Genomic DNA, 26898 nt, shown 5'->3' on the forward strand with positions numbered 1-26898 from the left:
TCAGCTTTAATGCTATCATAATTACAATCTATTGGGAGAGAGTTGACAAAATTCATGACTTTAAAGGTTGAGCATGTAACTGGGGGCTATGGAGCCATCCCAGTTTTAAAGGACACTACTTTTGCAGTTCAAGCTGGTGAAATCGTAGGCTTAATCGGCCTGAATGGTGCCGGAAAGTCCACCACAATTAAACATATCATGGGCTTACTTCAGCCCCAAACTGGAAAAATTACAGTTAATGGTCTAACTTTAGCCCAAGATTTGACGGCTTATCGCCAACAAATTGCCTATGTCCCTGAATTACCTGTATTATACCCCGAATTAAGTCTTAAAGAACATCTAACTCTGACAATGTTAGCTTACGATCTTGATCCCCAGACAACGTGGCCTAAGGCTCAGGAATTATTGGAATTATTTCGGCTAGATAAAAAGTTAGACTGGTTTCCGATTAATTTTTCTAAAGGGATGAAGCAAAAGGTGATGATTGTTTGTGCCTTTATGACCAGCGCCAAACTATACATCATTGATGAACCCTTTACCGGCTTAGATCCTTTGGCGGTTCATGATCTATTAGCTATTGTGCAGGCTAAGAAAAAAGCAGGGGCAGCAATTTTAATGTCGACACATATTTTAGCGAATGCTGAACAAAGTGCCGATCGTTTTGTGCTTTTGAATCACGGCCGAGTGCGGGCGCAAGGAACTTTGGAACAGTTAAAAGCCGAATTTAATTTAGAAGCCACTAGCTTGGAAGATCTGTATGTCCAAATGTCTGAGGAGGCTCCGCGGTGATTAAACAACTTTGGCAAAAGCGACTGACTACTCATTTGCGTACCCAGAGTAAGTATCTACGTCTAGTCTTTAATGAATACTTTTTACTAGCTTTAATTTTTTTAATCGGCGCCATTGGTTACTGGTATGCTCAAGGACTGCAACAAATTAAACCCCATACTTGGTGGTGTTTACCTTTAGCTTTATTGATTTTAGCCCTCGTAGTGGGATGTTTTAGTTTAGTGACTTTAATTGAAGCCGCTGATTTGACTTTCTTATTAGCTCAAGAAAAGCAATTTCGTTCTTATCTAAAGCAAGCGCGTAATTATAGTTTAATTTTGCCCACCGGTGCTTTAATTTTGAGTTGCTTTTTTGTGACACCTCTTTTAGCCTTAGGTGGCCAGTTTACCCCTGGTAAGGTTGTCTGTTTAGCTCTCGGACTTTTAGTCTGTGAAGCTGCTATTTTGACGAATGCGATCAGTGCCTGTTATGGTTCCCAAGCATGGGGTTTAATTATTGAAAAGTGGTTAGGATTAGTTATTTTCCTGGGGGTCAGTGCTTATTGTTCGGTAATTTTGGGCTTAGTTGGCACTATCTTGTGGCTGATTGGAAGTGAAAAAAGGCGGCGCCGGGCTAGTCAACAGGTACTTCAATGGCAATACTTATTAAACCAAGAAAATCAACGGAGTTATCGGGTTAAGCGTTTCTATAACTTATTTACTGATGTTCCTGATTTAAATAGTAAGGTTGTCCGACGCTCTTGGTTGGACTGGTGTCTCAAACCGATTAAGTTGAAGTCGGAAAATACCTATCTCTATTTACTGGCTCGCGGTTTCTTGCGAAATAGCGAATATAGTAATCTGTACGCTCGCCTGCTAGTAATTGAGCTTTGTTTAGCGGCGGCAATGCACAATGCTCTCTTTTTAAGTTTAATTATGAGTCTCTTCTTGTATTTAGTTGAGTTCCAGTTGGTTCCACTTTACCGGCACTACGATCATCATCCGCTCCTCCAAATCTATCCTTTGACCTCAGGACAAAAGAAGGTTAATTTTCAGAAACTTTTGACGAATTTACTGACAGTTCAGTGGCTTTTAGGGGGAATAGTAGTGGTCATTTTTCAAAATTCTCTCAGTGCCATCGGTCTCCCCTTGGTAATTAGTGGAATTGTCGGTATAATCCTAGTGATGTGGGTTTTACCCCGTCAATTGCAAAAATTAAAGCATAGTTAAGGAATTGAAGAATGCGATTACGAAATAAACCTTGGGCCCAAGAGTTAATTGCTGCCCACCCAGAATTAATTACGATAGCTGCAAATTCCACGCCAAGTACATGGCAGGAATGTTTTCCCAGTAAACAACCTTTAGAATTAGAAATTGGCTCGGGGAAGGGTCAGTTCATTATGGAAAAAGCTCGCCAAAATCCGCAACATAATTTTTTGGCGTTAGAATTACAGACCGCGGCACTGGCGATGATTTTGAAAAAACAAGTTGTTGCGCAATTGCCTAATCTCCAACTGTTGCAGGCTAATGCACAAAATTTAACAGAATTATTCGCTCCGCAATCAGTGACCAAGCTATATTTAAACTTTTCTGATCCTTGGCCGAAAACGCGGCATGAAAAAAGGCGCTTAGTCGCCCCTAATTTTTTGAAGTTGTATCAGCAGTTGTTAGTTCCTCAAGGACAATTGGAATTTAAGACTGATAATCGCGGATTATTTGAGTATGCTCTCTGTAGTTTAAATAATTTTCCGTTACATTTAGAACAGGTATCTTTGGATTTACATGCTAGTGAACTAGCTGCAGAAAATATTCCAACTGAGTATGAAGATAAGTTTTCACAAAAAGGTCAGCCAATTTATTTTCTCCAAGCTAGTTTCCCCGAAATTTAAAGAGCTAGAAAAAACTCGCCCAAACTTTTGTAGTTTGCGGCGAGTTTCTTTATGATCACTGATTTTTAAATTTTTTGAATGTCTAACAGCTGCCCCGTGGTTGCCGAAGCAACAAAATGATACTGAGCTTCGGCATCATCTTCGACGGTTGTTACACCACCGACTAAAGCCCAAGTTGGTTGTTCGTCGATAATGACTTTCTGAAAGAGGGGCTCAACCCAAGTAGTGATGATAACCGCATCAGAACCTAAATTATTTTTAATTCGTTCAATGACCTGCTTACTGCTGATTTGATGTAATAAATATAAAGCTCCGGCACCTGCGGTAACGAGGGCAGTTGAAGCTATTAAAGTCGATTTAATTAGACTTTTTAAACCCATAAATTCAACCTCCTTTGATTGATACTTATATATTATCATTATAACTTCTTGCTGGGCGCTAAATAACCATATTTTTTAGAGATTAGCCAATAGTTGAACTTAGTTAAGCCACCGTGAAGGTCTGAAAAAATGTGATATAATGCTGCTGTGAAGGCTAAAAAGAGGACTGGCTCTGCGATCTTAAATCTTCTTGGCTGAGAAATTCACTTGGAAATTAAGTAATGAAAAAGCTCGGAAAATGAAAGGAAAAGGTGATTTGATGAAAAAATTAAGCGAATATTCAACGACAGATGTGGCTGAATTAACTAAAGATGGAAAATATGTACTTTTCTTTCAGGCTGGATGGTGCCCGGATTGTACATTTATTAAACCGGAGATGCCGGCGATTGAGCAAGAGTATGGTGAATATCAGTTTGTTGATGTTGACCGGGATAAGTTTATTGATTTAGCAAAAGAATTGAAAATTATGGGTATTCCTAGTTTCGTTGTCTATGATCATGGACAAGAAATTGGCCGTTTGGTTAACAAAGATCGAAAGACTAAGGCCGAAGTAGAAAGTTTCTTAGATTCTTTGGCTTAAAATATTCCGATAGATTGAGAAAGTTATGGTGAAAAGAGAGTGTTAATTAGTTCATATAATCCTACCGTTTTGGGGGATGTTTTATTAGTAGTTGTCGGAGCCGATACTCCGCAACAAAGCATTGAGCAAAAGGGATCGATTGTTCAAATTAAAGGGGATCAAAATCAAGTAATTGGCTATAATTTCTTTGGTTTAGCTGCTGAATTACAATTAAATACTGATGTTAAAGGCCAAGTCCAGTTGACTGCACAACAAGTGGCAGTTTTAAATGAGCACTTACAAAAAGTCGGCTTTGAAGCCCAGCTGGAAGTAGATACTGGACCCAATTTTGTTGTCGGTGAAGTCCAAGAGATGAAGGCTCACCCAAATTCTGATCACCTTCAAGTCTGCCAAGTCTTGATAGATGGCGGTCAAACTGTCCAAATTGTCTGTGGAGCTCCCAATATTGCCAGTGGACAAAAAGTGGTGGTGGCTAAAGCTGGAGCTATGATGCCAAATGGTCAGTTGATTTTCCCGGGAGAATTACGGAAAGTCGCCAGCACGGGAATGATTTGTGCTGCTCGGGAACTGCAATTACCTAATGCACCTCAGAAACGAGGGATTTTAGTTTTAGATTCTGATTATCAAGCCGGCCAGGCCTTAGATTTGACTGATTTGGCTCAAAAAATTAAGTTCTGAAGGGACTAATAATGGAAAAAACAAATTACCATTTTGTGGGGATTAAAGGAACTGGAATGAGTGCTTTAGCCTTGGTATTGCATGATTTGGGCTATTCAATTACTGGTTCGGATATCGCTAAAACTACTTTTACACAACAGGGTCTCGAACAGGCGGGAATTACCATCCAAGAATTTGTCGCGGCAAATATTCAAGCTGGTCAAACAGTTATCGCGGGAAATGCCTTTGATGAGCATAATGTCGAGTTACAAGAAGCGCAAAAATTAGGACTACCGATTGTTAAGTATCCGGAAATGGTTGAAAAATTAGTCCAAAAGTATACCTCTATTGGGGTTGCCGGTGCTCATGGGAAAACCAGTACAACCGGTCTTTTGGCTCATGTTTTACAAGGGATTGCGCCCACAAGTTATTTAATTGGTGATGGAACTGGTCGAGGGGTTAAGGATGGTCAATTTTTCGTTTTTGAAGCAGATGAATATCGGCGCCACTTCTTGGCTTATCATCCCGATTACTTAATCATGACCAATATTGATTTTGATCATCCTGATTATTTCAAAGATCTCCAAGATGTTCAGGCGGCTTTTCAAACGGCTGCTAACCAAGTCCAAAAGGCTATCTTCGCTTGGGGAGATGATCCGCATTTACGGCAGTTGCAGGTGCCTGCTGGAGTAAAAATTTACTATTATGGTCTCCAAGATGATGATGATTTACGAGCTGCGAAGATTCAGCGGACAACCAAAGGATCTAGTTTTGAGGTTTGGTATCAGGATCAGAATTTAGGACGCTTTGAAATCCCACTCTTTGGGGAACATAATGTTTTAAATACTCTGGCAGTTATTGGAGTTAGTCATTTGGAACAATTAGACCATAGTTTGATTCAACGCGAATTAGCAACTTTTACGGGAGTTAAACGGCGTTATAGTGAGCAAAAGTTGGGTCAGCAAATCATCATTGATGACTATGCTCACCATCCTTCTGAAATTAAGGCTACTTTAGATGCTGCTCGTCAGCAATATCCTGATCGGAAGTTAGTTGCTGTTTTCCAACCGCACACTTATAGTCGAACGAAGGCTTTGTTTGATGGCTTTGTATCTAGTCTAGATCAAGCTGACGAAGTCTTCTTAACTGAAATTTTTGGTTCAATTCGTGAACAAGCTGGTCAAATTAGCAGTACTGATTTAGGAGCTAAGCTAAAACATGGGGGGCAGGTTTTAACACTATCTGACTTAACCCCACTTCAGGCTGATCCCAAAGCGGTTATTATTTTTATGGGAGCAGGAGATATCCAGAAATACGAAGTTGCTTATCGCCAATTAGTGACGCGAGCTTAAGAACTTTAATCTTCGAAGCTTTAAGGAATGGTTAATTGCCATTCCTTTTCTTTGTTTGTTAGAATGGAAGCAGTTAGAAGGTTGAGGTAGGTTCATGGAAAAGGAAAAACTAGTATTAGTGGATGGAAGTAGTATTGCTTTTCGGGCGTTTTTTGCGATGCATAATGTTTTAGAAAAATTCAAAAATCCCCAAGGGCTACATACGAATGCGATTTTTGCCTTTGATAATATGCTGGATTCAATTTTGAAAAAAAGTCAGCCCAGCAAGATGTTAGTTGCTTTTGATGCTGGTAAGGTGACCTTTCGTACAAAAATGTATAGGGATTACAAGGGAAATCGTCCCCATACTCCGGGTGAATTTCAGGAACAATTGCCTTATATTAAGCAACTGTTAGCAGCTCGAGGAATTCAAAACTATGAATTAGCCAATTACGAAGCCGACGATATTATTGGGACTTTGGCTCGCCAAGGAGAAGCTGCCGGTTGTCAGGTAACAGTTGTTACTGGCGATCGTGATTTGACTCAGTTAGTCACCGACCAAGTTACGGTGGTCGTGACCATTAAAGGTGTCTCTGAATTAGAGTACTACACCCCGGAACATTTCCAAGAAAAGCTAGGTATTAAACCGCAGCAATTAATTGATTTAAAAGCTCTAATGGGGGATAATTCGGACAATTATCCCGGCGTAACCAAGGTTGGAGAAAAGACCGGCTTGAAGTTATTGCACCAATATGGAAGTTTGGAAAATCTCTACGCAGAAATCGACGGGATGAAGACTAGCAAATTAAAAGAACACTTGCTGGAAGACGAAGATCAAGCTCGCTTGTCACAACAATTAGCAACCATTCAATGTCAGGCACCTATCAAGGTTGAACTAGCGGATTTGACTTATCAGGGTGATCAAACTGAAGAGCTAGTCGAATTTTATAAAGAAATGAATTTCCAATCAAAATTGAACAAATTGGATATCTCCCAAGAGCAGTTGACCTCTGCTCCCCCGGTTAAGTACCACGAATTAACTACGGAGCAACTGGAAGATTGGGTTGCCACTCCGACGGAACAAACAGTCGTTATTGAGATGTTAAATGATGATTATCATACTGAGCCAATTATTGGCTTAGCTGTAGGAAATGAAAAAGAAATTTGGGTAAGTGATCAAGTCGAACTTTTGGCTAATCCTCAATTAAAGGCTTGTTTAGAAAATCCGAAAACTCCAAAGATTGTATTTGATTATAAAAGAACTTATGTTGCCTTGTATCGTCACCAAATTCAATTACAGGGAGTAAAATTTGATGCTCTGTTGGCTTCGTATCTTTTAGATGTTAATGATAATTCTAATGATCTCGGAGAATTAGCTCAGTCTTATAATTACTACCAACTGGAGCCAGATAGAAAGTTTTATGGACAAGGAGCTAAGAAAAAAGTTCCCGCGGCTTCTGAATTGAAACAGCATTTAGCTAATAAGGTCGCTGCCTTACAATTTTTAGCACAAGAATTGCCACCGCAACTCCAAGAGCATGATCAAGATCAGTTATTTGAAGAAATCGAGTTGCCTTTGGCTTTGGTGTTGGCCCAGATGGAAATTGCTGGAATTAAGGTTGAACAGGGAACTTTGCAAGAAATGCAACAAAAATTGGGAGTTCGTTTAGCGGAGTTGGAACAAGATATCTATCGCCAGGCAGGCCATGAATTCAACCTTAATTCTCCGCAACAATTAAGTCAGGTTTTATTTGAAGAAATGAAACTACAACCTTTGAAAAAGACCAAACGAGGTTATTCAACTTCGGTGGCTGTTTTGGAAAAGTTAAAAAATAAAGCCCCCATTATTACCGACATTTTGAATTACCGGCAAGTAGCAAAGATTCAATCCACTTATGTAGTGGGACTCCTCCATTCTCTAGCTCAAGATGGCAAGGTGCATACCCGTTATCAGCAAACTTTAACCCAAACGGGGCGCTTGTCATCGGTTGATCCGAATCTCCAGAATATTCCGGTTCGTTCCGAAGGCCGAGAAATTCGTAAATCGTTTGTCGCTAGTGAACCCGATTGGCAGTTGTTTTCCAGTGATTACTCGCAAATCGAATTGCGAATTTTGGCCCACTTATCGGGTGACGAAAATATGCAACAGGCTTTCCGGGAAAACTATGATATCCATGCCCATACAGCAATGCGGATTTTTGGTCTCCAAGACATTAAGGCGGTAACTCCCGATATGCGGCGAAAAGCCAAAGCGACTAATTTTGGGATTGTTTACGGAATTAGTGATTATGGTTTAGCGCAAAATATTGGCATTTCCCGAACCGAAGCTGCGGAATTTATTAAGTCATATTTTGACCAATATCCCAAAGTTAAGCTTTACTTGGATCAAATGGTTCAGCAGGCTCGTGAGCAAGGTTATGTAGAAACAATTATGCACCGTCGGCGTTATTTACCAGATATTCACGCTCATAATTATAATGTTCGTTCTTTTGCCGAGCGGACGGCGATGAATACTCCGATTCAGGGAAGTGCCGCTGATGTGATCAAAATTGCGATGATTAATATGCAAGAAAAATTGCAAGAACATCAATTAAAAACTAGAATGTTATTACAAGTACATGATGAATTGATTTTTGAAGCTCCTACCGCTGAAATTGCAATTTTAGAAAAATTGGTACCGCAAGTTATGGACTCTGCCGTTCAACTAGATATTCCGTTAAAGGTTGAATCAGCCTATGGCCTTACATGGTACGATGCTAAAGGATAGAATAAAATGCCAGAATTACCAGAAGTTGAAACCGTTCGTCGAGGCTTGACTAAGTCAGTTGTCGGTCAAACGATCACCGAAATCGAAATTCGCTATTTCAAAATAATCGTGGGCAATGTTCAGGAATTTCGAGATAGATTACTAGGAGCAACAATCACGGATATTGGTCGACGAGCCAAGTATTTACTTTTTCATTTTGATAATGGCTGGACAATGGTTAGTCATTTACGAATGGAAGGCCGATATCAGCTGCGAGCTGAAAAAAGTGAATTTGATAAGCATGTTCATGTAATTTTTAGTTTAAGTAATGGCCAGTATTTGGCCTATCGGGATGTGCGAAAATTTGGTAAGATGCAGCTCGTTCCCCGTGGTTCGGAGCTAAATCTTAAATCGATTGCTGCCTTGGGACCTGAACCTTTAACCCCAGAATATACTTCGGAAGCTCTGCGAGCAGGTTTAAGTGAACGTCGAAAAAGCATTAAAGCGACCTTACTGGATCAACATGTGGTCTCTGGCCTAGGCAATATTTATGCCGACGAAGTTTTATGGCAAAGCCGGATTAACCCCCAAGAACCGGCTAATAATCTAAGCGCAACGCAATTAACGACTTTATACCAGGCAATTAATACCGAAATTAAACGGGCTATCGATGCTGGCGGGACAACAGTCCATAGTTATGTAAATGCTGACGGTCAAAAAGGCACTTTTCAAGGTCAATTGCAGGTTTATCAACATACTGGTGAGGCTTGCCCCCGTTGTGGAAATTCGATTGCTAAAATTAAGGTCGCGGGCCGGGGGACTCATTATTGTCCAGTTTGTCAGCCCCTGAATAGCTGATGGGAATCGCAGTTGGAATTACTGGGGGAATTGCCAGCGGCAAGTCAACGGTTGCACAAATCATTGCTCAAGAAGGATTTTCCGTTTTAAGTGCCGATCAGATTGCGCGGGAAGTTGTAGCTCCCCAGACCGTCGGTTGGCAACGATTGCGGACAACTTTTGGCCAGCAATTTTTTGATTCACAGGGGAACTTATTGCGATCTGAGCTGGGAACTTACGTCTTTGAGAATTCGCAGGCCTTAAAGAAATTAAATGAAATTACTCAGCCCCTAATTAGGCAGCGAATTCAGGAGATAATTGTTCAAGCTCGGAGCGGTTTACAACCTTTATTTTTAGAAATTCCACTCTTGTTTGAACAATCTTATCAAGGACTCTTAGATCAAATCATTGTGGTAGAAGTAACTCCAGCAGTACAAATACAACGCTTACGTCAACGTGACCGGCTTTCTTCTACCGCAGCACAAGCCAAGATCGCTGCTCAGTGGTCAAATGCGCAACGACGCGCCCAGGCGAGCTATATAATTACAAATAATGGTAACTATGCTATGCTGTCTAAGCAAGTTATTCAAATCTTGAATCAATTGAATGATGAGGAGTAGTAAGTCAGATGATGTGTCCCCAGTGTAGTAAAAATGCTTCCCGAGTAATTGATAGTCGTCCCAGCGATGATGGTCGTGTCATTCGGCGACGGCGAGTTTGCGAAAATTGTGGTTATCGATTCACGACTTTTGAACGAATCGAACAAACTCCAATTCTCGTTATTAAGAAAAATGGTAATCGCGAAGAATTCAATCGCGAGAAAGTTTTAAGGGGCGTTGTCCGCGCAGCGGAAAAACGTCCTGTAACTTTAGAAAGTATGAATCAGGTTGCTAATCGTGTTGAAGCTCAGGTTCGAGCTCAAGGGGAAAGTGAAATTAATTCCCGGCAAATCGGTGAGTATGTTATGCAGGAATTGATCAAGCTAGATGATATTGCTTATATACGTTTTGCTAGTGTGTACCGTCAATTTAAAGACATTAATGGACTGATGAAAGAAGTTCAAGGTCTGATGGAAAATGAAAAGAAGACTGATTCGGATTCACAGATAAAGGATGATTAGTTGTGACAGCCAGAACAGCAATTGATCCCCTCTGGGGATATTTTGTTTTAACCAACGATCGTTTTAGTGACGTTGATTGGACAACCTTGGTTGATTTATATCAACCCCTAGTTGGCAGTGCGGCGACAAGTTTATATCAGCTTTTATGGCAGCAACAAAGAACCCTGGTTTCAGAAAGGGCTACTCATGCGCAACTTTTGAATCTCTTGGATTTGGATGCTCAAGCCTTTTATAAAGCACGAATTCGTTTGGAAGCGGTAGCTTTGTTGCGAACTTACGCGCATAAGGATATTCTGGGCAATTACTTGTTGTATGAATTACAACGACCTTTGGCTCCCCAGACCTTTTTTCAGGATAATATTTTACGAACTTTCTTATTAGAAAAAATAGGTCAAGCCGATTTTACAGAATTGGAACAGAAGTATTGTTCGACAAGGCCAATTCCCGCTCAAGCTGTGGAAATCACCAAAAGTTTTCTGGAAGTCTTTCACTTATCAACTAAAGCTTTAGTTCAAGCACCTGCAAGTTCACCTTCGAAAGCCAGCTTGACTAAAGCGCAGCCGCAATATACAGCTGCGCAATTACAAACCTTTGATTGGGAATTATTAGCCCAATTGATGGCCAAGTATCAGATTGACACTCAGCAACTTCAACAATGTCAAGCTGAGTTGTTTAACTTACATGCTTTTTATGGACTGACGGAATTTGAGTTAGCGGAATTATTAACGAATACCCTTAATGTGCAGACTAACCAGATTGATTTACCCCGTTTGCAACGCTTGGCGCAGCAGCGCTATGAAGATCGGGTAAATTTGAAAAATAATGCCTTGCAAGAGACCCCAATTCAGGATGTTCCCGCAGAAAAATTACAGGGGCTAAAGGCAACCGAGCAACAGTTAGTTCGGCGTGCGGAAAAGTTAAGCCCGGCAGAGTTTTTAGCCCAAGAGAAACAAAAAAAGGGTGGTTTCGTAGGTAAATCAGAAACCCGAGTTTTACGAGATCTCCAAGCTCGGGCGGTATTTCCTCTGCCCGTAATTAATATCTTAGTTGCCTGTGTTTTGCAGCAAGCGGCTACTTTAACCCAGGCTTTGGTTGAGGCCATTGCCAATGATTGGTTAGAGCAGAAAATCACGACAGCCGTGGCCGCAGTAAAATATTTGCAGCAACCCCGAACTAAGAAAAAGCAAAATCGTTCCCGACCGTTTTCGGGGAAAAAAGAAGTGGCCACTGACTGGCAACAACAACAAGCGCCCACCGTCGATCAACAGGAATTAGCGGCTTTACAACGGAAGTGGGCTAAATTAAAAAATCAAAGCTCTTAGGTGATTATTATGAAAGATTTAGCGGCGCAATTAGCAACGACAATGAAGCAACGTCATTGGAATGAACGTTATCAGAAGTTGTTGACGCAGGCTCTCAAAGATCCTGAAGTGCAACAATTTTTGCAAGACCATCAACTGCAGAATAATCAAAACGCGGTTTTAGCGGGAAGTGCGGCTATTTATGAGTTCGTGCAAGCAAAGAAGACTTTAACTCTGGCAACGGGTTATCAACCCCGGCTTCTGTGGGTTAATCAGGCGATTCATGTTAGTTATGAACCTGATGCCGCCGAATTGAGACGGCAACAAAAAGTTGTTTTTCAGCAAAAATTTAAGACTTTGGCCATGGCTAGTGATGTCCGTCAGGCAGATTTGGATGATTATGCTCGCGGAGTTAACGAACGCCAGGCTTCGTACATGGCGGCCGTTCGTTTTGTCATAGATTATGCTAAAGCACCGAAGACTTTTTTACCGGGCTTATATCTTTCAGGGCCTTTTGGAGTGGGAAAGACTTATTTATTGAGCGCAATTGCTAAAGAATTGGTTCAACAACAAGTGGAAGTCCTATTAGTTCACTTTCCGACCTTAGCGGTGCAAATGAAAAATGCGATTAATGATAATTCAGTTTTGACAAAGATTGATCAGATTAAGGCTGTCCCCATTTTAATGCTTGATGATATCGGAGCAGATGCCTTGAGTTCTTGGGTTCGTGATGAGGTCTTAGGGGTTATTTTGCAGTATCGGCTCCAAGAAAAGCTACCAACCTTTTTCTCATCGAATTTTTCAATGAAAGATCTTGAAGCTCACTTAACCGTCAATCAGCGGGGTGATCAAGAACCAATTAAGGCAGCGCGAATCATGGAACGAATTCGTTTTTTGGCGCGAGAAGTAGTGGTTAGTGGCCCTGATCGGCGGTTTAATTAAGATAGCCAGCTCCGAAATTCGATAATTTAAAATTATAATGTTTAGGCGACCAAGACTGTTGGTCTTCGAATGTGGATTCAAGAGTGATTTTGCGGTAAGTTGCAAAATTGTCGGTTTAGAACCAAAAAATGATTTTTATGAGTAGCAGTTTAAATAAATTTGCAAATCCAGAATTAACGTGGTTTAATGTAATTATAATATCAGTTTCGCAATTAGGGAGTGACAATCATCGACTGTAAGTTGTCCATTAGAGACTGGTATACCATCCTACGAGTTGAATAAGAGAGGTTCGTCCCGTTATCGACGTTAGAGATAAGTTTCTTTTCTGAGAAACTTAAGTTTGGGTGGAACCACGTTTAATTTAGTTAATTACACGTCCCTCGGAATTTTTCCGAGGGGCGTTTTTATTTTGAGGAGGTCATAGCAATGGCAGCAATTACATTATCTTTTCCTGACGGTTCTAAACGTGAATTTTCCGAATCCGTAACTCCAGAAGCAGTCGCTGCAGGGATCAGTAACAGTTTGAAGAAGTCGGCGGTTGCCGCAAAGGTGAACGGAATTTTGGTCGATTTGAAACGACCGATTGTTCAAGATGCAAAAGTAGAGATTATCACTAAAAAAAATGATGAAGCCGTGCAAGTTGCTCGGAATACCGCAATCTTTTTATTAGGGGCAGCTTTAAAGCAAAAATACCCGAAAATTAATTTTGGGGAAGCTCAGAGTAACAATGATGGTTTTTATTTAGATACCGATAAAGAGGCTCCGCAAGTTAGTGCCGCTGAATTGGAAGATTTACAAGCAATCATGGGACGTTTGATTAAGGCTAATGCTCCGATTGAACGGAAAATGATGGCTAAAGATGATTTATTGGCTCATTTTGAGAATGATCCTTATAAGTCTTCGTTGATTAAAGCAGTTGATAGTGTTCAAATTCCGGTATATCAATTAGGTGATTATATGGACTGGGGCATTGCAGCAATGTTTCCTAAAGCTAGTGATTTGAAACATTACCACTTACTATCTGTTGCTGGAGCTTACTGGCAAGGTAAATCCAGTAACCCGATGTTACAGCGGATTTACGGAACTGCTTTCTTACAAGAAGCAGACTTAGCTGCTGATTTGAAGCGTCGGGCGGAAATTAAAGAACGGGATCATCGAACCATTGGTCGGGATTTAGATTTATTCTTTGTCGATCCCAAGATGGGAGCCGGTCTGGCTTACTGGATGCCCAAGGGTGCTACTATTCGACGGACTTTGGAACGTTATATTATTGATAAAGAAGTTGCTGCCGGTTATGAACATGTCTATACACCAATTTTGATGAACGTCAATGCTTATAAGACTTCAGGTCACTGGGATCATTATCGCGAAGATATGTTCCCACCAATGGATATGGGCGAAGGTGAAATGTTAGAGCTGCGACCTATGAACTGTCCGTCCCATATTCAAATTTATAAGCACCATATCCGTTCCTATCGAGAATTACCAATCCGAATTGCCGAATTAGGAATGATGCACCGTTATGAAAAATCAGGCGCTCTTTCTGGACTGCAACGAGTTCGGGAAATGACTCTCAATGATGGTCATACTTTTGTCGCCTTGGATCAAATTCAAGATGAATTTAAGAAAGTTTTGCAATTAATGTTAGATGTTTATCATGACTTTAATATTAATGATTATAGTTTCCGGTTAAGCTATCGGGATCCGGCCAATACTGAAAAGTATTTTGATGATGATGAAATGTGGGATCGCTCGCAAGGGATGTTAAAGGCAGCGATGGATGAATTAGGCTTAGATTATTATGAAGCCGAGGGAGAAGCTGCTTTCTATGGTCCTAAATTGGATGTTCAAACCAAGACGGCTTTAGGAAATGAAGAAACCTTATCCACGATTCAGTTAGACTTTATGCAGCCGGAACGTTTTGAATTGACTTATGTGGGTGAAGATGGTCAAGAACATCGTCCAGTTATGATTCACCGGGGAATTATTTCGACGATGGAACGTTTTATTGCCTACCTGATTGAAATGTACAAGGGTGCTTTCCCAACTTGGTTAGCTCCAGTGCAAGTCAACATAATTCCCGTAAAGAGTGAGCTTCATTTAGACTATGCTCAAAAATTACAGGAACAAATGCGTAAATTAGGTTTACGGGTTCAAATTGATAATCGTAATGAAAAAATGAATTATAAGATTCGGGAATCGCAGACGCAAAAGATCTCTTATACAGTCGTAATTGGCGATCAGGAAATCAATAATGCTACGGTTTCTGTTCGGAAATACGGAGAAGATCAAAGTAATTCAGAAGACAGTAATATGTTCATCGATAGTGTTGTAGCTGATGTGAATAATTACTCTCGGACCAGTGATTAAACTTAGCCAGTGAACAATAAACTCGCTTAGTTATTTGAGAAAACTGCCATAAGAAAAAAATTTATGGTGGTTTTTCTTACATAGAGAAGGATAAGATTCATTTCAGCAAAAAACTAGTAACCTTAATCTTGATTCGTTAATCTTGATTCGTTACTGTTTAACTATTTAAATGATTGGAAGTTATTAGTGTACAAAATTGTAAAAAAATTTATCTATGGAGTTATTTTTTGACCATGACTTCTGTATAAAGGAAATCATCGCGATGAAATAATTTTTTATGCCTAATTATTATTAAAAAAAATCTCTAAGCGCCAAGCCTGAAGTTGTTTATATCAGTAAAGTTGACTTAAATGACAGTGAATATCCTAGAACCATGCATGCTTATGATGATAGCGTTGAGCTGATTTTAATTACTGAAGGCCAAAGTAGGATTTTCATTGGTGAAAAGGAATTTCCTGGAAGACAAGGCGATCTTATTATCTTTAATAGTAAATTTGTTCATGATGAATATTTTTGTGTCCATCCATCTTTCTTGTATTGTATAGGGATTAGAAATATTAAAGAGCCGGGATTGAGGAAGAATGCTTTAATTTCTGATCAGGTCTGTCTCAGAATTCATACTAAAGCATTGGCAGCAGTTCTGGGTGAGTTATTTAAGGCTACTTATCAATTACTACAAGAAAAACGCAAAATAGGTAGAAACTACTTAAAAGAACTGTTCTGTTTGACATTTCTTTTGGCGTTTAACAATTTAAGATACGGAGTTAAACCACTTTTAGAGAAAATATTACTTTAATTGATTGAGCAGTAATGTTTGAATACCAAGATGGACTCTCCTTAATTAGATTATTATCCAAGTAGTACAAGATATTTAGCGGCTATTACATAAAGTAAAGATTGATCAAGTAGATGTCAGTGGGGTTTTAGAGGGAAGAGAAATTAGTTCTTGATTAAGCTTTGAAATGGATTATTATAGAAATAATTACTTTCTGGTGGATCAGAAGTAGTCTTTTTAAAAAGAAAGTCCGGGTTATGCCGATTTTTTATTAGCTATCTTGGTTAGTCGCCGGAATTTTTTTAAAGAGCAGTTGCTTCTTGGGGATAAAAGTGTTAATGTGAACGCGTATCATAAGGTAATCAGCTTATGGCACATGTTTTTCAGCGTATCCGTTATAAGTTTTAACGAAGTTAACTCGATATCTTTAATTTCATACCAGGGACTCGGGTATCGAGTGGACTAGCGAGCGTTTTTTAAAAGAACGCTCGTCTTTTGTTTCAGTAAGAAAAGTCTTATTGAAATGAGAGAATTACTGGTTTTATTGTCCCTTGATTTTTTTTGTTTTTTAGATATTTCTTGACAATTGTCGTTAAAGAACGTACACTGATAAGAGTGAATTGAACAAGCAGAGGCTCCCGCTTCTCACCTATACTGTAACGTCCCTAGGTTTGATAATGATCGATTAGATATTGCGGGTGCTACTGCGCCCGCATTTTTTGTGAGTTAATTTTTCGGAGGTGGATACCCATAGCTAGGAAGAGTAGCAATAATAACATGATCGTAAACGAGAAGATTCGGGCCCGCGAGGTTCGTTTGATCTCAGTTGGTGGTGAACAATTGGGAGTGAAGTCCAAGATTGAAGCTTTACGGCTTGCTGATCAAGCTAATTTGGATTTGGTCTTAGTTTCACCGAATGCTAAGCCACCAGTTGCCCGGATTATGGATTATGGTAAGTATCGTTTTGAGCTGCAAAAGAAAGATCGTGAAGCTCGAAAGAAGCAAAAGACGATTAGTATCAAGGAAGTTCGTCTGAGTCCGACGATTGAACAAAATGACTTTGATACGAAGTTGAAGAATGCTTTGAAATTTTTAGATAAGGGTTCAAAAGTTAAAGTCTCCATTCGCTTCCGCGGTCGGGCTATTACTCACAAAGAAATCGGTCGGGATGTTTTGGAGAAAATGGCCAAAGCAACTCAAGAAGTGGCAACAGTAATTCAACGTCCAAAAATGGATGGTCGAAGTATGTTTTTGATGCTTGCTCCAATTAACGATAAAAAGAAGAATTAGTGTAGGAGGAATTTTCATGCCTAAGCAAAAGACACACCGTGGTTCTGTAAAACGTTTTAAATTTACCGCCAAAGGTGGTTTGAAACGGGATCATGCTTACACCAGTCACCGTTTCCACGGAAAAACTAAAAAGCAACGTCGGCAATTATCAAAAGCTACGATGGTTAGTGCTAGTGATATGAAACGTATCAAGCAGATGTTAACCACATACAAATAAATTTTCATAATCTTTAGGAGGAATTCTTATGCCACGTGTTAAAGGTGGAACAGTAACTCGCAAGCGCCGCAAGAAAGTTTTAAAATTAGCCAAGGGTTACCGCGGTTCCAAGCATATTCAATTTAAAGCTGCATCGACTCAATTATTTAATTCTTATAACTATGCTTTCCGTGATCGGCGTCAAGTAAAACGCGAATTTCGGAAATTATGGATTGCTCGGATTAATGCGGGAGCTCGGATGTATGATATGAGCTATAGCAAATTGATGCATGGCTTGAAGTTAGCGCAAATCGATATTAATCGAAAGATGTTAGCTGATTTAGCAGTTAACGATCAACGAGCTTTTAAAAAGTTAGTTGATACTGCTAAAGAGGCTTCTAAGTAAGATCACGTAACTAGTAGTCATGCTAGTTGCGTTTTTTTGTAAATTGTATAAAGTTAAATTAACTAATCAAGGGTAAAGGAGGGAAAGCTTCTGCGAATTTTTAAGCCGACGATGATGATTGACCAGATTCTAGATATTGATCCCCAGGAATTTTTGGATCGGGGAATTACGGTAATTCTTTCTGATCTGGATAATACGCTGGTGCCTTGGAATGAAAGACAACGCCGCGATCAAAAGTTATTAAATTGGACGCAAGCCTTGGTTGATAAGCAAATTCAACTGGTTGTAGCTTCTAACAATAGCCAAGAAAGAGTGGAAAAAGCAGTCGCTGGCTTACACGTGACTGTTTTGGCGCGTGCCCATAAGCCGCTACCTTTTGTCATTCAAAAATTTTTGCGCCAACAGCAATGGTCGTCAAAAGAAGTTGTGTTTGTGGGTGATCAAGTATTGACAGATGTTTTAGCGGGAAATTTAGCTCATTTACAAACAATTTTGGTGCGACCATTAGTTGCTACAGATGCCAAGAAGACCCGGATCAATCGTTTTTTCGAACGTCCATTAATGTGGTGGAATCAAAAATTCGATTCTCAATTAAGATGGAGGCAGCATTTAGATGACAAGTGAAAACGAACTGAGCTGTATTGGTTGTGGAGCTATTCTCCAGACTGAAACTGCGAATAAACCGGGTTTTTTACCTGCGGGAACTTTAAAAAAGTATCAAGAACAAGCTGAAGTTGAGCAATTATATTGCCAACGTTGTTTCCGCTTGCGCCATTATAATGAAATTGCCCCCGTGGAGATTGCGGATCAAGAGTTCAAGAACTTATTACGATCTTTACGTAAACAACGAGCTCTAATTGTCTATGTGGTAGATGTGTTTAACTTTTCGGGCAGCTTAATTCCTAACTTAGACTCTTATATTGGCTCCAATCGGCTCTTGCTGGTTGGTAACAAAACTGATCTTTTACCGCATTCTTTCAAGGTTAATCGGGTTAAAAATTGGTTACAACAACAGGCTAAACGAGTCGGACTTAAGCCTTTAGCCACGAAGTTAGTTAGTGCTAAAAAGCTAGTTCAAGTTGATCAGCTTTTAGAGACCATTGAGCAATTACGGCAACATCAAGATGTTTATATTATCGGAACCACTAACGTTGGTAAATCAACTTTACTCAATGCTATCTTACAAGCGCGCACGACTTGGCAAGAATTAATTACGACATCGAGCTTTCCCGGAACTACTTTAGATCAAATCAAGATTCCCCTAGCTGATGGTCATAATTTAATTGACACTCCTGGAATTGTGAAGCGCGATCAAATGGCTCATTTTTTGTTGCCTAAACAATTGAAATATATCGCTCCCCAAACTGAGATTCATCCTCGGATTTTTCAATTACAGGCTGAGCAAACCTTATTTATCGCTGGTTTGGCACGCTTGGACTTTATCGAAGGCTCAGCAGGATCTTTCTTAGTTTATGTTGAAAATCATCTTTATATTCATCGAACTAAATTAGAAAACGCTGATGATTTTTATCAGCGTCAGTTAGGGGAGCTCCTAAATCCCCCCCAAGATCAGCAAGAATTTCCGCCATTTGATCCCCAATTGATTAAAACCACGGAACCGAGTGATATTCTCTTAGCTGGTCTAGGTTGGATTAGTGTTCCCCAAGGAGTGCAGGTTCGAGTTTATTTACCAGTCGGTTTAACGGCAGAAGTTCGTCCCGCATTAGTTAATTAAAGAGGTAAGTATGTTAAACAATAAGCAGAAACGTTATTTAAAACAACAAGCACAGTCTTTAAACGCCAGTTTTCAAATTGGAAAAAATGGTCTTAATGGAGCTGCCTTGCAACAATTACAGGCGCAGTTAAACGTCCATGAATTAGTGAAAGTAAGTATTTTACAAAATTCTGCTGCTTTAACTAGTACGGTTGTTGCTGCGGTACAAGACTTTGATCCGCGTATTTTATTGGTTCAGACAATTGGCCGAACGCTAGTCTTTTATAAACGAGCTTCAAAAATTAGTAATCGTCATCTGAGCCTGGAAGTTGATGCACTTTAAAATTGAGGTGAGATGAATGACGAAAACGGTACTCCAAAATCGAATTCAAACTGATGTCCAAGTTAAGCCGGCTTCGACCTCTTCGACTCATCGAATCGGAATTTTAGGGGGGACTTTTAATCCGCCCCATATTGGTCATTTAATGATGGCTGATCAAGTTTATCAACAATTAGGTCTGGAAAAAATCATTTTTATTCCTGATGCGCAGCCACCGCATATTGATCGCAAGGAAACTTTGGCGGTGCAAGACCGGGTAGAGATGGTGCAGCGGGCTATTTTGGATCATCCGCAATTTGAGTTAGGTTTAATGGAAGTTCAGCGGGGAGGAATTAGCTATACCTGTGATACTTTGCAACAATTACACCAAGCCCATCCCGAAAATCAATATTATTTGATCATTGGTGGCGATATGGTCAATTACTTGCCCAAATGGCATCAAATTGAAAAGATTGTTCAATTAGCCCAGTTAGTTGGCGTCTGCCGCAAGGGTTATGAAAAGCGATCCACCTATCCTCTGATCTGGGTTAATATGCCAACTTCTGATGTCAGTTCGACTTGGATTCGGCAAACAGTCCAAACTGGTGGTTCAATTCGTTATTTTGTTCCGGAAGCTGTCCGCCAGTACATTCAAGAAAAGGGGTTGTACCTTAAAGATGAACATTGATAGTGCTTCAGATCGAGCTTGGTTACAAGAACAAGTCCAAAAGAAATTATCCGATTATCGCTACCGACATTGTGTCCGAACAAGTCAAAGAGCCATAGAGTTGGCCCAGTTACACCATGCTGATGAAGTAAAGGCGGGAGTAGCAGGTTTAGTGCATGATTATGCTAAAGAATGTAGCGATGCAGAATTTATTCGCATTATTCAACAAGAAGATTTGGATCCTGATTTATTGAATTATGGAAATGCAATTTGGCATGGAATTGTGGGAGCGGAGATTATCAAGTACGATTTAGGAATTTACGATGAAGATATTCTCAATGCGGTCCGGCGACACACGACGGCAGCGGTTCATATGACTTTATTGGATAAGATCGTTTTTATGGCGGATTATACAGAAAGTGGTCGAGATTTTCCGGAAGCCGCAACGGCTCGAAAATTAACCGATCAGAACTTAGATGCCGGTGTAGCTTATCAAATTGAGCACACTCTCCAACATTTATTAGCAAAAAAACAACAGATTTATCCGAAAACCATTCTAAGCTACAATGCTTGGGTAGTTCAATCAAAGTGAGGTAAGGGCTTGAATAGTCAAAAAATTATGAATCTAGCGGTCCAAGCGGCCAATGATAAACGGGCTAGCGAGATTAAGGTATTAGATATGCAGGCTGTTAGTCTACTGGCCGATTATTTTGTGATCGCAACGGCGACCACCCAAAGACAAGTTAATGCGGTCGTTGATAACATTTTGGAAATTGAAGGCCAAGCTGGTGTGCAGGTTAACCATGTGGAGGGTCAGAAAGATTCGGCCTGGATTTTAATCGATATTGGGGATGTTATTGTCCATGTTTTCACACCAGAAATGCGTTCCTTTTATCAATTAGATAAACTCTGGTCTGATGCCCAAGTAGTTGATGTTAGTGATTTAATTCAGTAAGATGTCCAGAGTTTGTGGAGTCATCGCTGAATATAATCCTTTTCATAACGGACATCTTTGGCAGTTAAAAGAGATTCGCCGGCGACTGCAACCTGATGTTTTAGTCGTCGTGATGTCGGGCAATTTTGTCCAGCGAGGTGAAGTTGCGCTAGTGGATAAGTGGCAACGAACCAAAATGGCTTTAGCGGCCGGAGTTGATTTAGTCGTCGAGTTACCTATTTATGCATCCGTGCAACCGGCAGATATCTTCGCTCTAGAGGCTTTACGCTTGTTGCAGCAATTGGGAGTTACCGATTTAGTTTTTGGGAGTGAAAATCCTGAACTTGACTATCTTACAGTCGCCCGAAAAATTCAAAAAATTCCGCGGCAAGCAGCAGCCTTTCAAGATTATCGGCAAACTTATGCGACCCAATTGAATCAACTTTTGGAACGTTATTTGGGCTTTCAATTAACCAAGCCAAATCAAATGTTGGGTCTAGCCTATGCCCAAGCTAGTCTGCAATTGAATTATCCTCTAAATTTTCATCCTTACTTGCGGACGGGATTGACAGAGCATAATCAAGTCACCCTGCAGGGTGAGATTTCTAGTGCCACAGCGATTCGCACGGCTATTCAAGCAGGGCGAGCCTACCAAGAGACCGTTCCGGCAACAAGTTGGGCTTTACTGGAGCAAAAACCCCACTATTATTGGAGCCAGTTCTATCCTTTGTTGCGGTATCGTTTGTTAACAGCCACAGCAGCTGATTTACAAGCTATTTATCAAATGAATGAAGGGCTGCAATATAAATTGCAACAAGCGGCTGTTTCAGCGACAGATTTTACGAATTTTTTGTATCAGATTAAGAGCAAACGTTTCACTTGGGCTCGTCTCCGGCGACTTTGTCTGTATACAGTTCTTAATCTGACGACCGAACAAATGCAAGAAATGCGTATGCGAGCTTATTTACATGTGTTAGGCTTTAATCAGGTGGGACAGCAGCATTTACATGTCTTGAAGTCTCAAAACTTGACCCTCCCGGTGATTACTAAGGTAACTCAAAAATTAGGAAATCGGCAGGGGATCATGGCTCGGGCAATTCAAGCTGATCGTTTGTTGTTGCTCGGCCAAGCACCAGAACAGAATTTTGGACGTCGGCCGTTATATCAAAGGGAGGTTTAGCCTTGTTAAATTGGCAGAAATTATCTTTAACCAACTATCAGCAAAAATCTTTAGAAATTGATCAAACTTTTGATGTTCAAGAGCACTTACAGATTCGTGATCCGGAAATTATTGCCTTAACACCAGTATTGGTCCAAGGAAGTTTAACCTGGAAAAAACCATTCTTTTGGGGTGATTTTCACGTCCAAACCCAGTTAACTTATCCGTCAACGAGAAGCCTGACACCGGTGGAATTAAAGCTAGATTTTATGATTCACGAAGCTTATACTAATGTATCGGAGCAGCAATTAACTTCAGAAGAGCGTGAACAGGCTGAAGTCTTATTGTTTGTTGCGCATGATGAGTTGGATTTTTTGAAAGTTTTAGAAGATAATTTACTATTAAGTATTCCGACACAAGTATTGACCCTGCAAGAGCAAAATAGCGAGGTTATGCCCGCTGGAAAACAGTGGACGGTAATGTCTGAAGAACAGTATCAACAACAGCAAGAAAATAAGGTTAATCCAGAACTAGCAAAGTTGAAATCATTGTTCCCCCAAGAAGATCAAGATTGATTTTAGTGAGGTAATTAGAGTATTTAATAGGAGGCAAATTAATGAGTAAACCAACAATTGGCGTCATTGGGATGGCTGTCATGGGTAAAAACTTGGCATTAAATATTGAAAGTCGTGGCTATACCGTCGCAATTTTTAATCGAACCGGTTCGAAGACCGAACAGGTAGTCAAGGATCATTCCGACTTAAAATTAGTCCCTAGTTATAATTTAGAAGATTTTGTTAATTCCTTAGAAAAACCCCGGCGGATTATCATGATGGTCAAAGCCGGTAAGCCGACGGATGCCGTGATTGATAGTTTATTGCCGCTCTTAGATCAAGGTGATATTTTAATTGATGGCGGAAATACTTTCTTTGAAGATACCATTGCCCGAAATCAACGTTTAGATCAATCCGGGATTAATTTCATCGGGATGGGTGTTTCTGGTGGAGAATTAGGTGCCTTACAAGGACCATCTTTGATGCCTGGTGGCCAAAAAGAAGCTTATGACCTTGTCGCTCCCGTTTTGCAACAAATTGCTGCTAAAACTGATGATGGTCAACCTTGCGTAACTTATATTGGACCCAATGGTGCCGGTCACTGTGTAAAGATGGTGCATAATGGAATTGAATATGGGGATATGGAGTTAATCGCGGAAAGTTACAACTTGATGCGGCAAGTGGGACAAGAAAGCACCGCTCAGTTAGCCCAGGTCTTTACGGACTGGAATCAGGGTGAGCTTTCTAGTTATCTAATTGAAATTACCGCGGATATTTTACAACAAGAAGATGATCTTGGGTCTAAGAAACCGATTGTCGATATGATTTTAGATACTGCGGGCAATAAGGGAACCGGAAAGTGGAGTTCCCAAAGTGCCTTAGAATTAGGAGTTCCCCAATCTTTAATTACGGAAGCCGTCTATGCACGTTATATTTCGACTTTCAAAAAAGAACGTTTAGCTGCCAGCCAAGTTCTTTCAGGTCCTAAATTGCCGGCGGTGAAATTAGCTGCTGACTTTACTGATAAGGTTCGTCAAGCTCTTTATTTCAGTAAAATCATGAGTTATGCTCAAGGTTTTGCTCAACTTAAGACCGCTTCTCAGCATTATGACTGGAATTTAGATTACGGTGAGATCGCCAATATTTGGCGTGAAGGCTGTATCATCCGGGCTCAATTCTTACAAAAGATTACGGCAGCTTACCAAGCTCAGCCTGAATTAGATAATTTGCTCTTAGATGATTACTTTAAGAAGATTTGTGATCAATACCAAGATGCAACTCGGGAAGTAGTTTCTTGGGCCGTTCAAGCTGGAGTGCCAGTACCGGCCTTTTCAGCGGCAATTGCTTACTATGACTCTTATCGAGCTGCGGTCTTGCCCGCTAATTTGACTCAAGCCCAAAGAGACTACTTTGGAGCACACACCTATGAACGGGTTGATCAACCAGGGATTTTCCATTATTCTTGGTATGAAGAACAATAGAATTGAGAACCATTGAGGCAGGGCATTGCTCAGAAACAATGTTCTGTCTTCTCATTTAGTGTTAAATTCGGAGTTAGAGGGATTTCTATGCTAAAATGAATTTGTAAAATTAATAAAATTAAGATGAGTTAAGAATTGGAGCGATAATATGGCAAAAATTTTGATTATTGAAGATGAGAAGAATTTAGCACGTTTTGTAGAATTAGAATTACAACATGAAAGTTACGAAACTCAAATTGAATTAGATGGTCGTCAAGGCTTAGATGCTGCTTTGAGTGAAGATTGGGATGCGATTCTTTTAGATTTGATGTTGCCGACTTTGAATGGTCTTGAGGTTTGTCGGCGAATTCGGCAAGAAAAGAATACACCGATTATTATGATGACTGCTCGGGATTCAATTATTGATCGAGTTTCCGGTTTAGATCATGGGGCAGATGATTATATTGTTAAGCCTTTTGCGATTGAAGAATTATTGGCTCGCTTGCGGGCTTTATTGCGACGAATTGATATTGAAGACCAAAAGATGGCGCCGCACTCCACCAAGATTGAATATCGAGATCTGATTATGGACAAAGAGGCGCATACTCTAACGCGCAATGGTAAGATTATTGAATTAACTCGCCGAGAATATGATCTCTTCTTGACCCTTTTAAGTAATATGGGAAAAGTTTTGAGTCGAGAACAATTATTAAAGAACGTTTGGGGTAGTGATACAACCCAAAGTGAAACTAATATTGTTGATGTTTATGTCCGTTATTTGCGGAATAAAATTGATTTGCCGGATAAGGAAAGTTATATCCAAACTGTTCGTGGGACCGGTTATGTTGTTCGGCCATGAAACAAAAATTAGCCAGCTTACGCTTAACGATTCGCCTCAAGTGGACCTGTTTTCTTAGTTTGGCGCTCTTTCTAATTTTTGGAATCTTAGCCACACTGATTTATACAGCGGTGGGACAAGCTTTCGTCCAGATTGAAGAGAATAATGTCCGCGATACTGTTTCTGCTGTTGATGCCCGCTTTAGTGTCTATCGAGAACCGCTTACGAAAGAACAAGTGCGCCTGCGCTTGGCCCCTAGTCTAACTAACCCTGATTCTAGTAATCAGGATGAACGTGATAGCTTATTACGTTATCCAGAAGCTTTTTATCGTGACAGTTTGTCTAAACAATTGGCTCGGGGTGACTTGGCGATGGTTCTATACGATCCACAACTGCACCCTCTCTTTAAGATTGGCCAAATTAATTCCAAACTTAACCATCGACAATCTAGGGAGATTGTTTTAAAAAAGGGGCTCAAGCGTTCTAGTTACTTGGAAACAGTGGCTCCCATTTATTCCAATACAAGCAAAAAGCTAATTGGTTATGTCAAAGTTAATAATGGAATGCGTTCTTATCATCGAGCTTTTCAACAGCTCAATGGTAAGTTACTATTAACCGTTGTTTTAGCAATCATCCTCAGTATTTTCTTGGGTTATGTTTTAACTCAACCTTTGGTAAGACGGATTAAGCAGGTTAATCGAACAATTGATAAGATTAATGATAATCCAGATTCGCAAGATCGGATTGCCAAGCAAAAGTCGAATGATGAAATTACCGACTTAGCGGATCGCTTTAATAAAATGCTTGATCGAATGCAGGAATACACGAATCAACAAAAAGAATTTGTTCAAGACGTCTCCCATGAGTTGCGGACGCCAGTTGCTGTCTTAGAAGGGCATTTAAAGATGTTACAGCGTTGGGGGAAAGATGATCCTCAGGTTTTGGCAGAATCTTTGGATGCCTCGGTGGCTGAAGTCTCACGAATGAAAAAATTAATTCAAGAGATGCTGGATTTAACTCGAGCAGAACAAATTGAAGTTAATTATATCCATGAGACAACGCAGGCTAATGAAACCTTGAAGCAAGTTTATGGTGATTTTGTAATGTTGCATCCTGACTTTAAGATCAATATGGACGATACAGTTCCGCCGAAGACAATTGTTCAAATTTATCGTAATCATTTGATGCAAATCTTGATTATTCTCTTGGATAACGCTGTGAAGTATTCACGGGATCGTAAAGAAATTAATTTGTCGGCTTCCACCGAAGGTCAAATGTTATCTATCGCGGTTCAAGACTTTGGCGTTGGAATCGATCAAGAGGATCTTCAGCGAATCTTTGCTCGTTTCTATCGGGTTGATAAGGCTCGTTCACGGGAAAGCGGGGGCAATGGCTTAGGGTTGCCCATCGCTAAGAAGATTGTCGAAATGTATAAGGGAACAATCACTGCCGAAAGTGCCGTTGGTTCGGGAACTATTTTTCGAGTAAATCTACCCCTAGCGCCAAAGAAAAGTAAATAATGAATTTCTTAAAACTGTTATCTGAAAGCCAAGAGGCTTCTAGATAACAGTTTTTTGCTAGATTAAATTTATGGGGAGATTCTATTCTTGGAATCTTGGTATTGGGGCAATTCCAGATTGATAAAGGCTTTTTCCAGCCTTTATTG

At 40.2% G+C, this 26898-nt stretch carries 29 protein-coding genes; 28 read left to right on the forward strand and 1 reads right to left on the reverse strand.

The features are described 5' to 3' along the window. The first annotated feature begins 54 nt into the window (after window positions 1-54). Genes HU830_RS06920 through trmB form a run of 3 tightly spaced genes read left to right on the forward strand, consistent with a single transcriptional unit; the run spans window position 55 to window position 2656 of the window. Window positions 55-789, forward strand: a complete 735-nt coding sequence (locus HU830_RS06920) for an ABC transporter ATP-binding protein (RefSeq protein WP_176943156.1) — start codon at window positions 55-57, stop codon at window positions 787-789. Further along, window positions 786-1997 carry an ABC transporter permease gene (locus tag HU830_RS06925; RefSeq protein ID WP_176943044.1) on the forward strand — a complete coding sequence of 404 codons (1212 nt, stop codon included), beginning with the start codon at window positions 786-788 and terminating at the stop codon, window positions 1995-1997. Before HU830_RS06920 ends, HU830_RS06925 begins: the two co-directional genes overlap by 4 nt. Before the next feature lie 11 nt (window positions 1998-2008). Beyond that, on the forward strand, window positions 2009-2656 hold the full coding sequence (trmB, locus tag HU830_RS06930; protein WP_176943045.1) for a tRNA (guanosine(46)-N7)-methyltransferase TrmB: 648 nt from the start codon (window positions 2009-2011) through the stop codon (window positions 2654-2656). A 65-nt stretch (window positions 2657-2721) separates the two neighbouring features. Here the strand turns inward: trmB and HU830_RS06935 are convergent, their stop codons facing one another. After that, window positions 2722-3036: a hypothetical protein gene (locus HU830_RS06935; RefSeq protein ID WP_176943046.1), complete on the reverse strand. Its 315-nt coding sequence runs from the start codon at window positions 3034-3036 to the stop codon at window positions 2722-2724. 259 nt (window positions 3037-3295) lie between these two features. On the opposite strand from HU830_RS06935, the gene HU830_RS06940 reads away from it, so the two are divergent. From HU830_RS06940 to HU830_RS07060, 25 genes are all read left to right on the forward strand, one after another. After that, window positions 3296-3616 carry a thioredoxin family protein gene (locus HU830_RS06940; RefSeq protein WP_176943047.1) on the forward strand — a complete coding sequence of 107 codons (321 nt, stop codon included), beginning with the start codon at window positions 3296-3298 and terminating at the stop codon, window positions 3614-3616. Window positions 3617-3655: 39 nt separating this feature from the next. Beyond that, window positions 3656-4294 (forward strand): YtpR family tRNA-binding protein, encoded by a 639-nt coding sequence (gene ytpR, locus HU830_RS06945; RefSeq protein ID WP_176943048.1) that lies wholly within the window; start codon window positions 3656-3658, stop codon window positions 4292-4294. An 11-nt stretch (window positions 4295-4305) separates the two neighbouring features. Beyond that, window positions 4306-5625 (forward strand): UDP-N-acetylmuramate--L-alanine ligase, encoded by a 1320-nt coding sequence (gene murC, locus HU830_RS06950; RefSeq protein ID WP_176943049.1) that lies wholly within the window; start codon window positions 4306-4308, stop codon window positions 5623-5625. Window positions 5626-5719: 94 nt separating this feature from the next. After that, window positions 5720-8371 carry a DNA polymerase I gene (gene polA, locus HU830_RS06955; protein ID WP_176943050.1) on the forward strand — a complete coding sequence of 884 codons (2652 nt, stop codon included), beginning with the start codon at window positions 5720-5722 and terminating at the stop codon, window positions 8369-8371. A 6-nt stretch (window positions 8372-8377) separates the two neighbouring features. Beyond that, window positions 8378-9208 (forward strand): bifunctional DNA-formamidopyrimidine glycosylase/DNA-(apurinic or apyrimidinic site) lyase, encoded by an 831-nt coding sequence (gene mutM, locus HU830_RS06960; protein WP_176943051.1) that lies wholly within the window; start codon window positions 8378-8380, stop codon window positions 9206-9208. After that, complete coding sequence (coaE, locus tag HU830_RS06965; protein ID WP_176943052.1) at window positions 9208-9807, forward strand: dephospho-CoA kinase; 600 nt, start codon at window positions 9208-9210, stop codon at window positions 9805-9807. Before mutM ends, coaE begins: the two co-directional genes overlap by 1 nt. Window positions 9808-9815: 8 nt before the next feature. Next, complete coding sequence (gene nrdR / locus HU830_RS06970) at window positions 9816-10307, forward strand: transcriptional regulator NrdR (protein WP_176943053.1); 492 nt, start codon at window positions 9816-9818, stop codon at window positions 10305-10307. 2 nt (window positions 10308-10309) lie between these two features. Continuing rightward, on the forward strand, window positions 10310-11629 hold the full coding sequence (locus HU830_RS09100) for a DnaD domain protein (protein WP_176943054.1): 1320 nt from the start codon (window positions 10310-10312) through the stop codon (window positions 11627-11629). A 9-nt stretch (window positions 11630-11638) separates the two neighbouring features. Beyond that, entirely contained in the window at window positions 11639-12550 is a 912-nt protein-coding gene (gene dnaI, locus HU830_RS06980; protein ID WP_176943055.1) for a primosomal protein DnaI, read from the forward strand. A 426-nt stretch (window positions 12551-12976) separates the two neighbouring features. Further along, complete coding sequence (thrS, locus tag HU830_RS06985; protein WP_176943056.1) at window positions 12977-14920, forward strand: threonine--tRNA ligase; 1944 nt, start codon at window positions 12977-12979, stop codon at window positions 14918-14920. A gap of 331 nt (window positions 14921-15251) precedes the next feature. Beyond that, the gene (locus HU830_RS06990) at window positions 15252-15716 is read left to right on the forward strand and encodes an AraC family ligand binding domain-containing protein (RefSeq protein ID WP_324196346.1); all 465 of its coding nucleotides are present in this window, start codon (window positions 15252-15254) and stop codon (window positions 15714-15716) included. A gap of 756 nt (window positions 15717-16472) precedes the next feature. After that, window positions 16473-16985 (forward strand): translation initiation factor IF-3, encoded by a 513-nt coding sequence (infC, locus tag HU830_RS06995; RefSeq protein ID WP_176943058.1) that lies wholly within the window; start codon window positions 16473-16475, stop codon window positions 16983-16985. Between the two features lie 16 nt (window positions 16986-17001). Beyond that, window positions 17002-17202, forward strand: coding sequence for a 50S ribosomal protein L35 (rpmI, locus tag HU830_RS07000; RefSeq protein ID WP_176943059.1), 201 nt, complete (start codon window positions 17002-17004; stop codon window positions 17200-17202). A gap of 28 nt (window positions 17203-17230) precedes the next feature. Further along, on the forward strand, window positions 17231-17587 hold the full coding sequence (gene rplT / locus HU830_RS07005; protein WP_176943060.1) for a 50S ribosomal protein L20: 357 nt from the start codon (window positions 17231-17233) through the stop codon (window positions 17585-17587). Window positions 17588-17683: 96 nt separating this feature from the next. Then, entirely contained in the window at window positions 17684-18211 is a 528-nt protein-coding gene (locus HU830_RS07010) for a YqeG family HAD IIIA-type phosphatase (protein WP_176943157.1), read from the forward strand. After that, window positions 18201-19322, forward strand: a complete 1122-nt coding sequence (yqeH, locus tag HU830_RS07015; protein WP_176943061.1) for a ribosome biogenesis GTPase YqeH — start codon at window positions 18201-18203, stop codon at window positions 19320-19322. Before HU830_RS07010 ends, yqeH begins: the two co-directional genes overlap by 11 nt. A gap of 10 nt (window positions 19323-19332) precedes the next feature. Beyond that, window positions 19333-19644 carry a YhbY family RNA-binding protein gene (locus tag HU830_RS07020; RefSeq protein WP_176943062.1) on the forward strand — a complete coding sequence of 104 codons (312 nt, stop codon included), beginning with the start codon at window positions 19333-19335 and terminating at the stop codon, window positions 19642-19644. Window positions 19645-19660: 16 nt separating this feature from the next. Next, on the forward strand, window positions 19661-20308 hold the full coding sequence (locus tag HU830_RS07025; RefSeq protein ID WP_176943063.1) for a nicotinate-nucleotide adenylyltransferase: 648 nt from the start codon (window positions 19661-19663) through the stop codon (window positions 20306-20308). Further along, window positions 20298-20879, forward strand: coding sequence for a bis(5'-nucleosyl)-tetraphosphatase (symmetrical) YqeK (gene yqeK, locus HU830_RS07030; RefSeq protein WP_176943064.1), 582 nt, complete (start codon window positions 20298-20300; stop codon window positions 20877-20879). The genes HU830_RS07025 and yqeK overlap by 11 nt, the downstream gene beginning before the upstream one ends. A gap of 27 nt (window positions 20880-20906) precedes the next feature. Continuing rightward, entirely contained in the window at window positions 20907-21242 is a 336-nt protein-coding gene (rsfS, locus tag HU830_RS07035; protein WP_176943158.1) for a ribosome silencing factor, read from the forward strand. 1 nt (window position 21243) lies between these two features. Then, entirely contained in the window at window positions 21244-22401 is a 1158-nt protein-coding gene (locus tag HU830_RS07040) for a nucleotidyltransferase (RefSeq protein ID WP_176943065.1), read from the forward strand. A gap of 2 nt (window positions 22402-22403) precedes the next feature. Continuing rightward, window positions 22404-22955, forward strand: coding sequence for a YceD family protein (locus tag HU830_RS07045; RefSeq protein ID WP_176943066.1), 552 nt, complete (start codon window positions 22404-22406; stop codon window positions 22953-22955). A 41-nt stretch (window positions 22956-22996) separates the two neighbouring features. Further along, on the forward strand, window positions 22997-24415 hold the full coding sequence (gndA, locus tag HU830_RS07050; RefSeq protein ID WP_176943067.1) for an NADP-dependent phosphogluconate dehydrogenase: 1419 nt from the start codon (window positions 22997-22999) through the stop codon (window positions 24413-24415). A gap of 148 nt (window positions 24416-24563) precedes the next feature. Continuing rightward, window positions 24564-25253 (forward strand): response regulator transcription factor, encoded by a 690-nt coding sequence (locus HU830_RS07055; RefSeq protein ID WP_176943068.1) that lies wholly within the window; start codon window positions 24564-24566, stop codon window positions 25251-25253. Then, window positions 25250-26752 carry a HAMP domain-containing sensor histidine kinase gene (locus tag HU830_RS07060; RefSeq protein ID WP_176943069.1) on the forward strand — a complete coding sequence of 501 codons (1503 nt, stop codon included), beginning with the start codon at window positions 25250-25252 and terminating at the stop codon, window positions 26750-26752. The genes HU830_RS07055 and HU830_RS07060 overlap by 4 nt, the downstream gene beginning before the upstream one ends. Window positions 26753-26898 lie beyond the last annotated feature (146 nt).

Origin of the sequence: Bombilactobacillus apium, assembly GCF_013385145.1 — a bacterium.
In the GTDB taxonomy this organism is placed as follows: Bacteria; Bacillota; Bacilli; order Lactobacillales; family Lactobacillaceae; genus Bombilactobacillus; species Bombilactobacillus apium.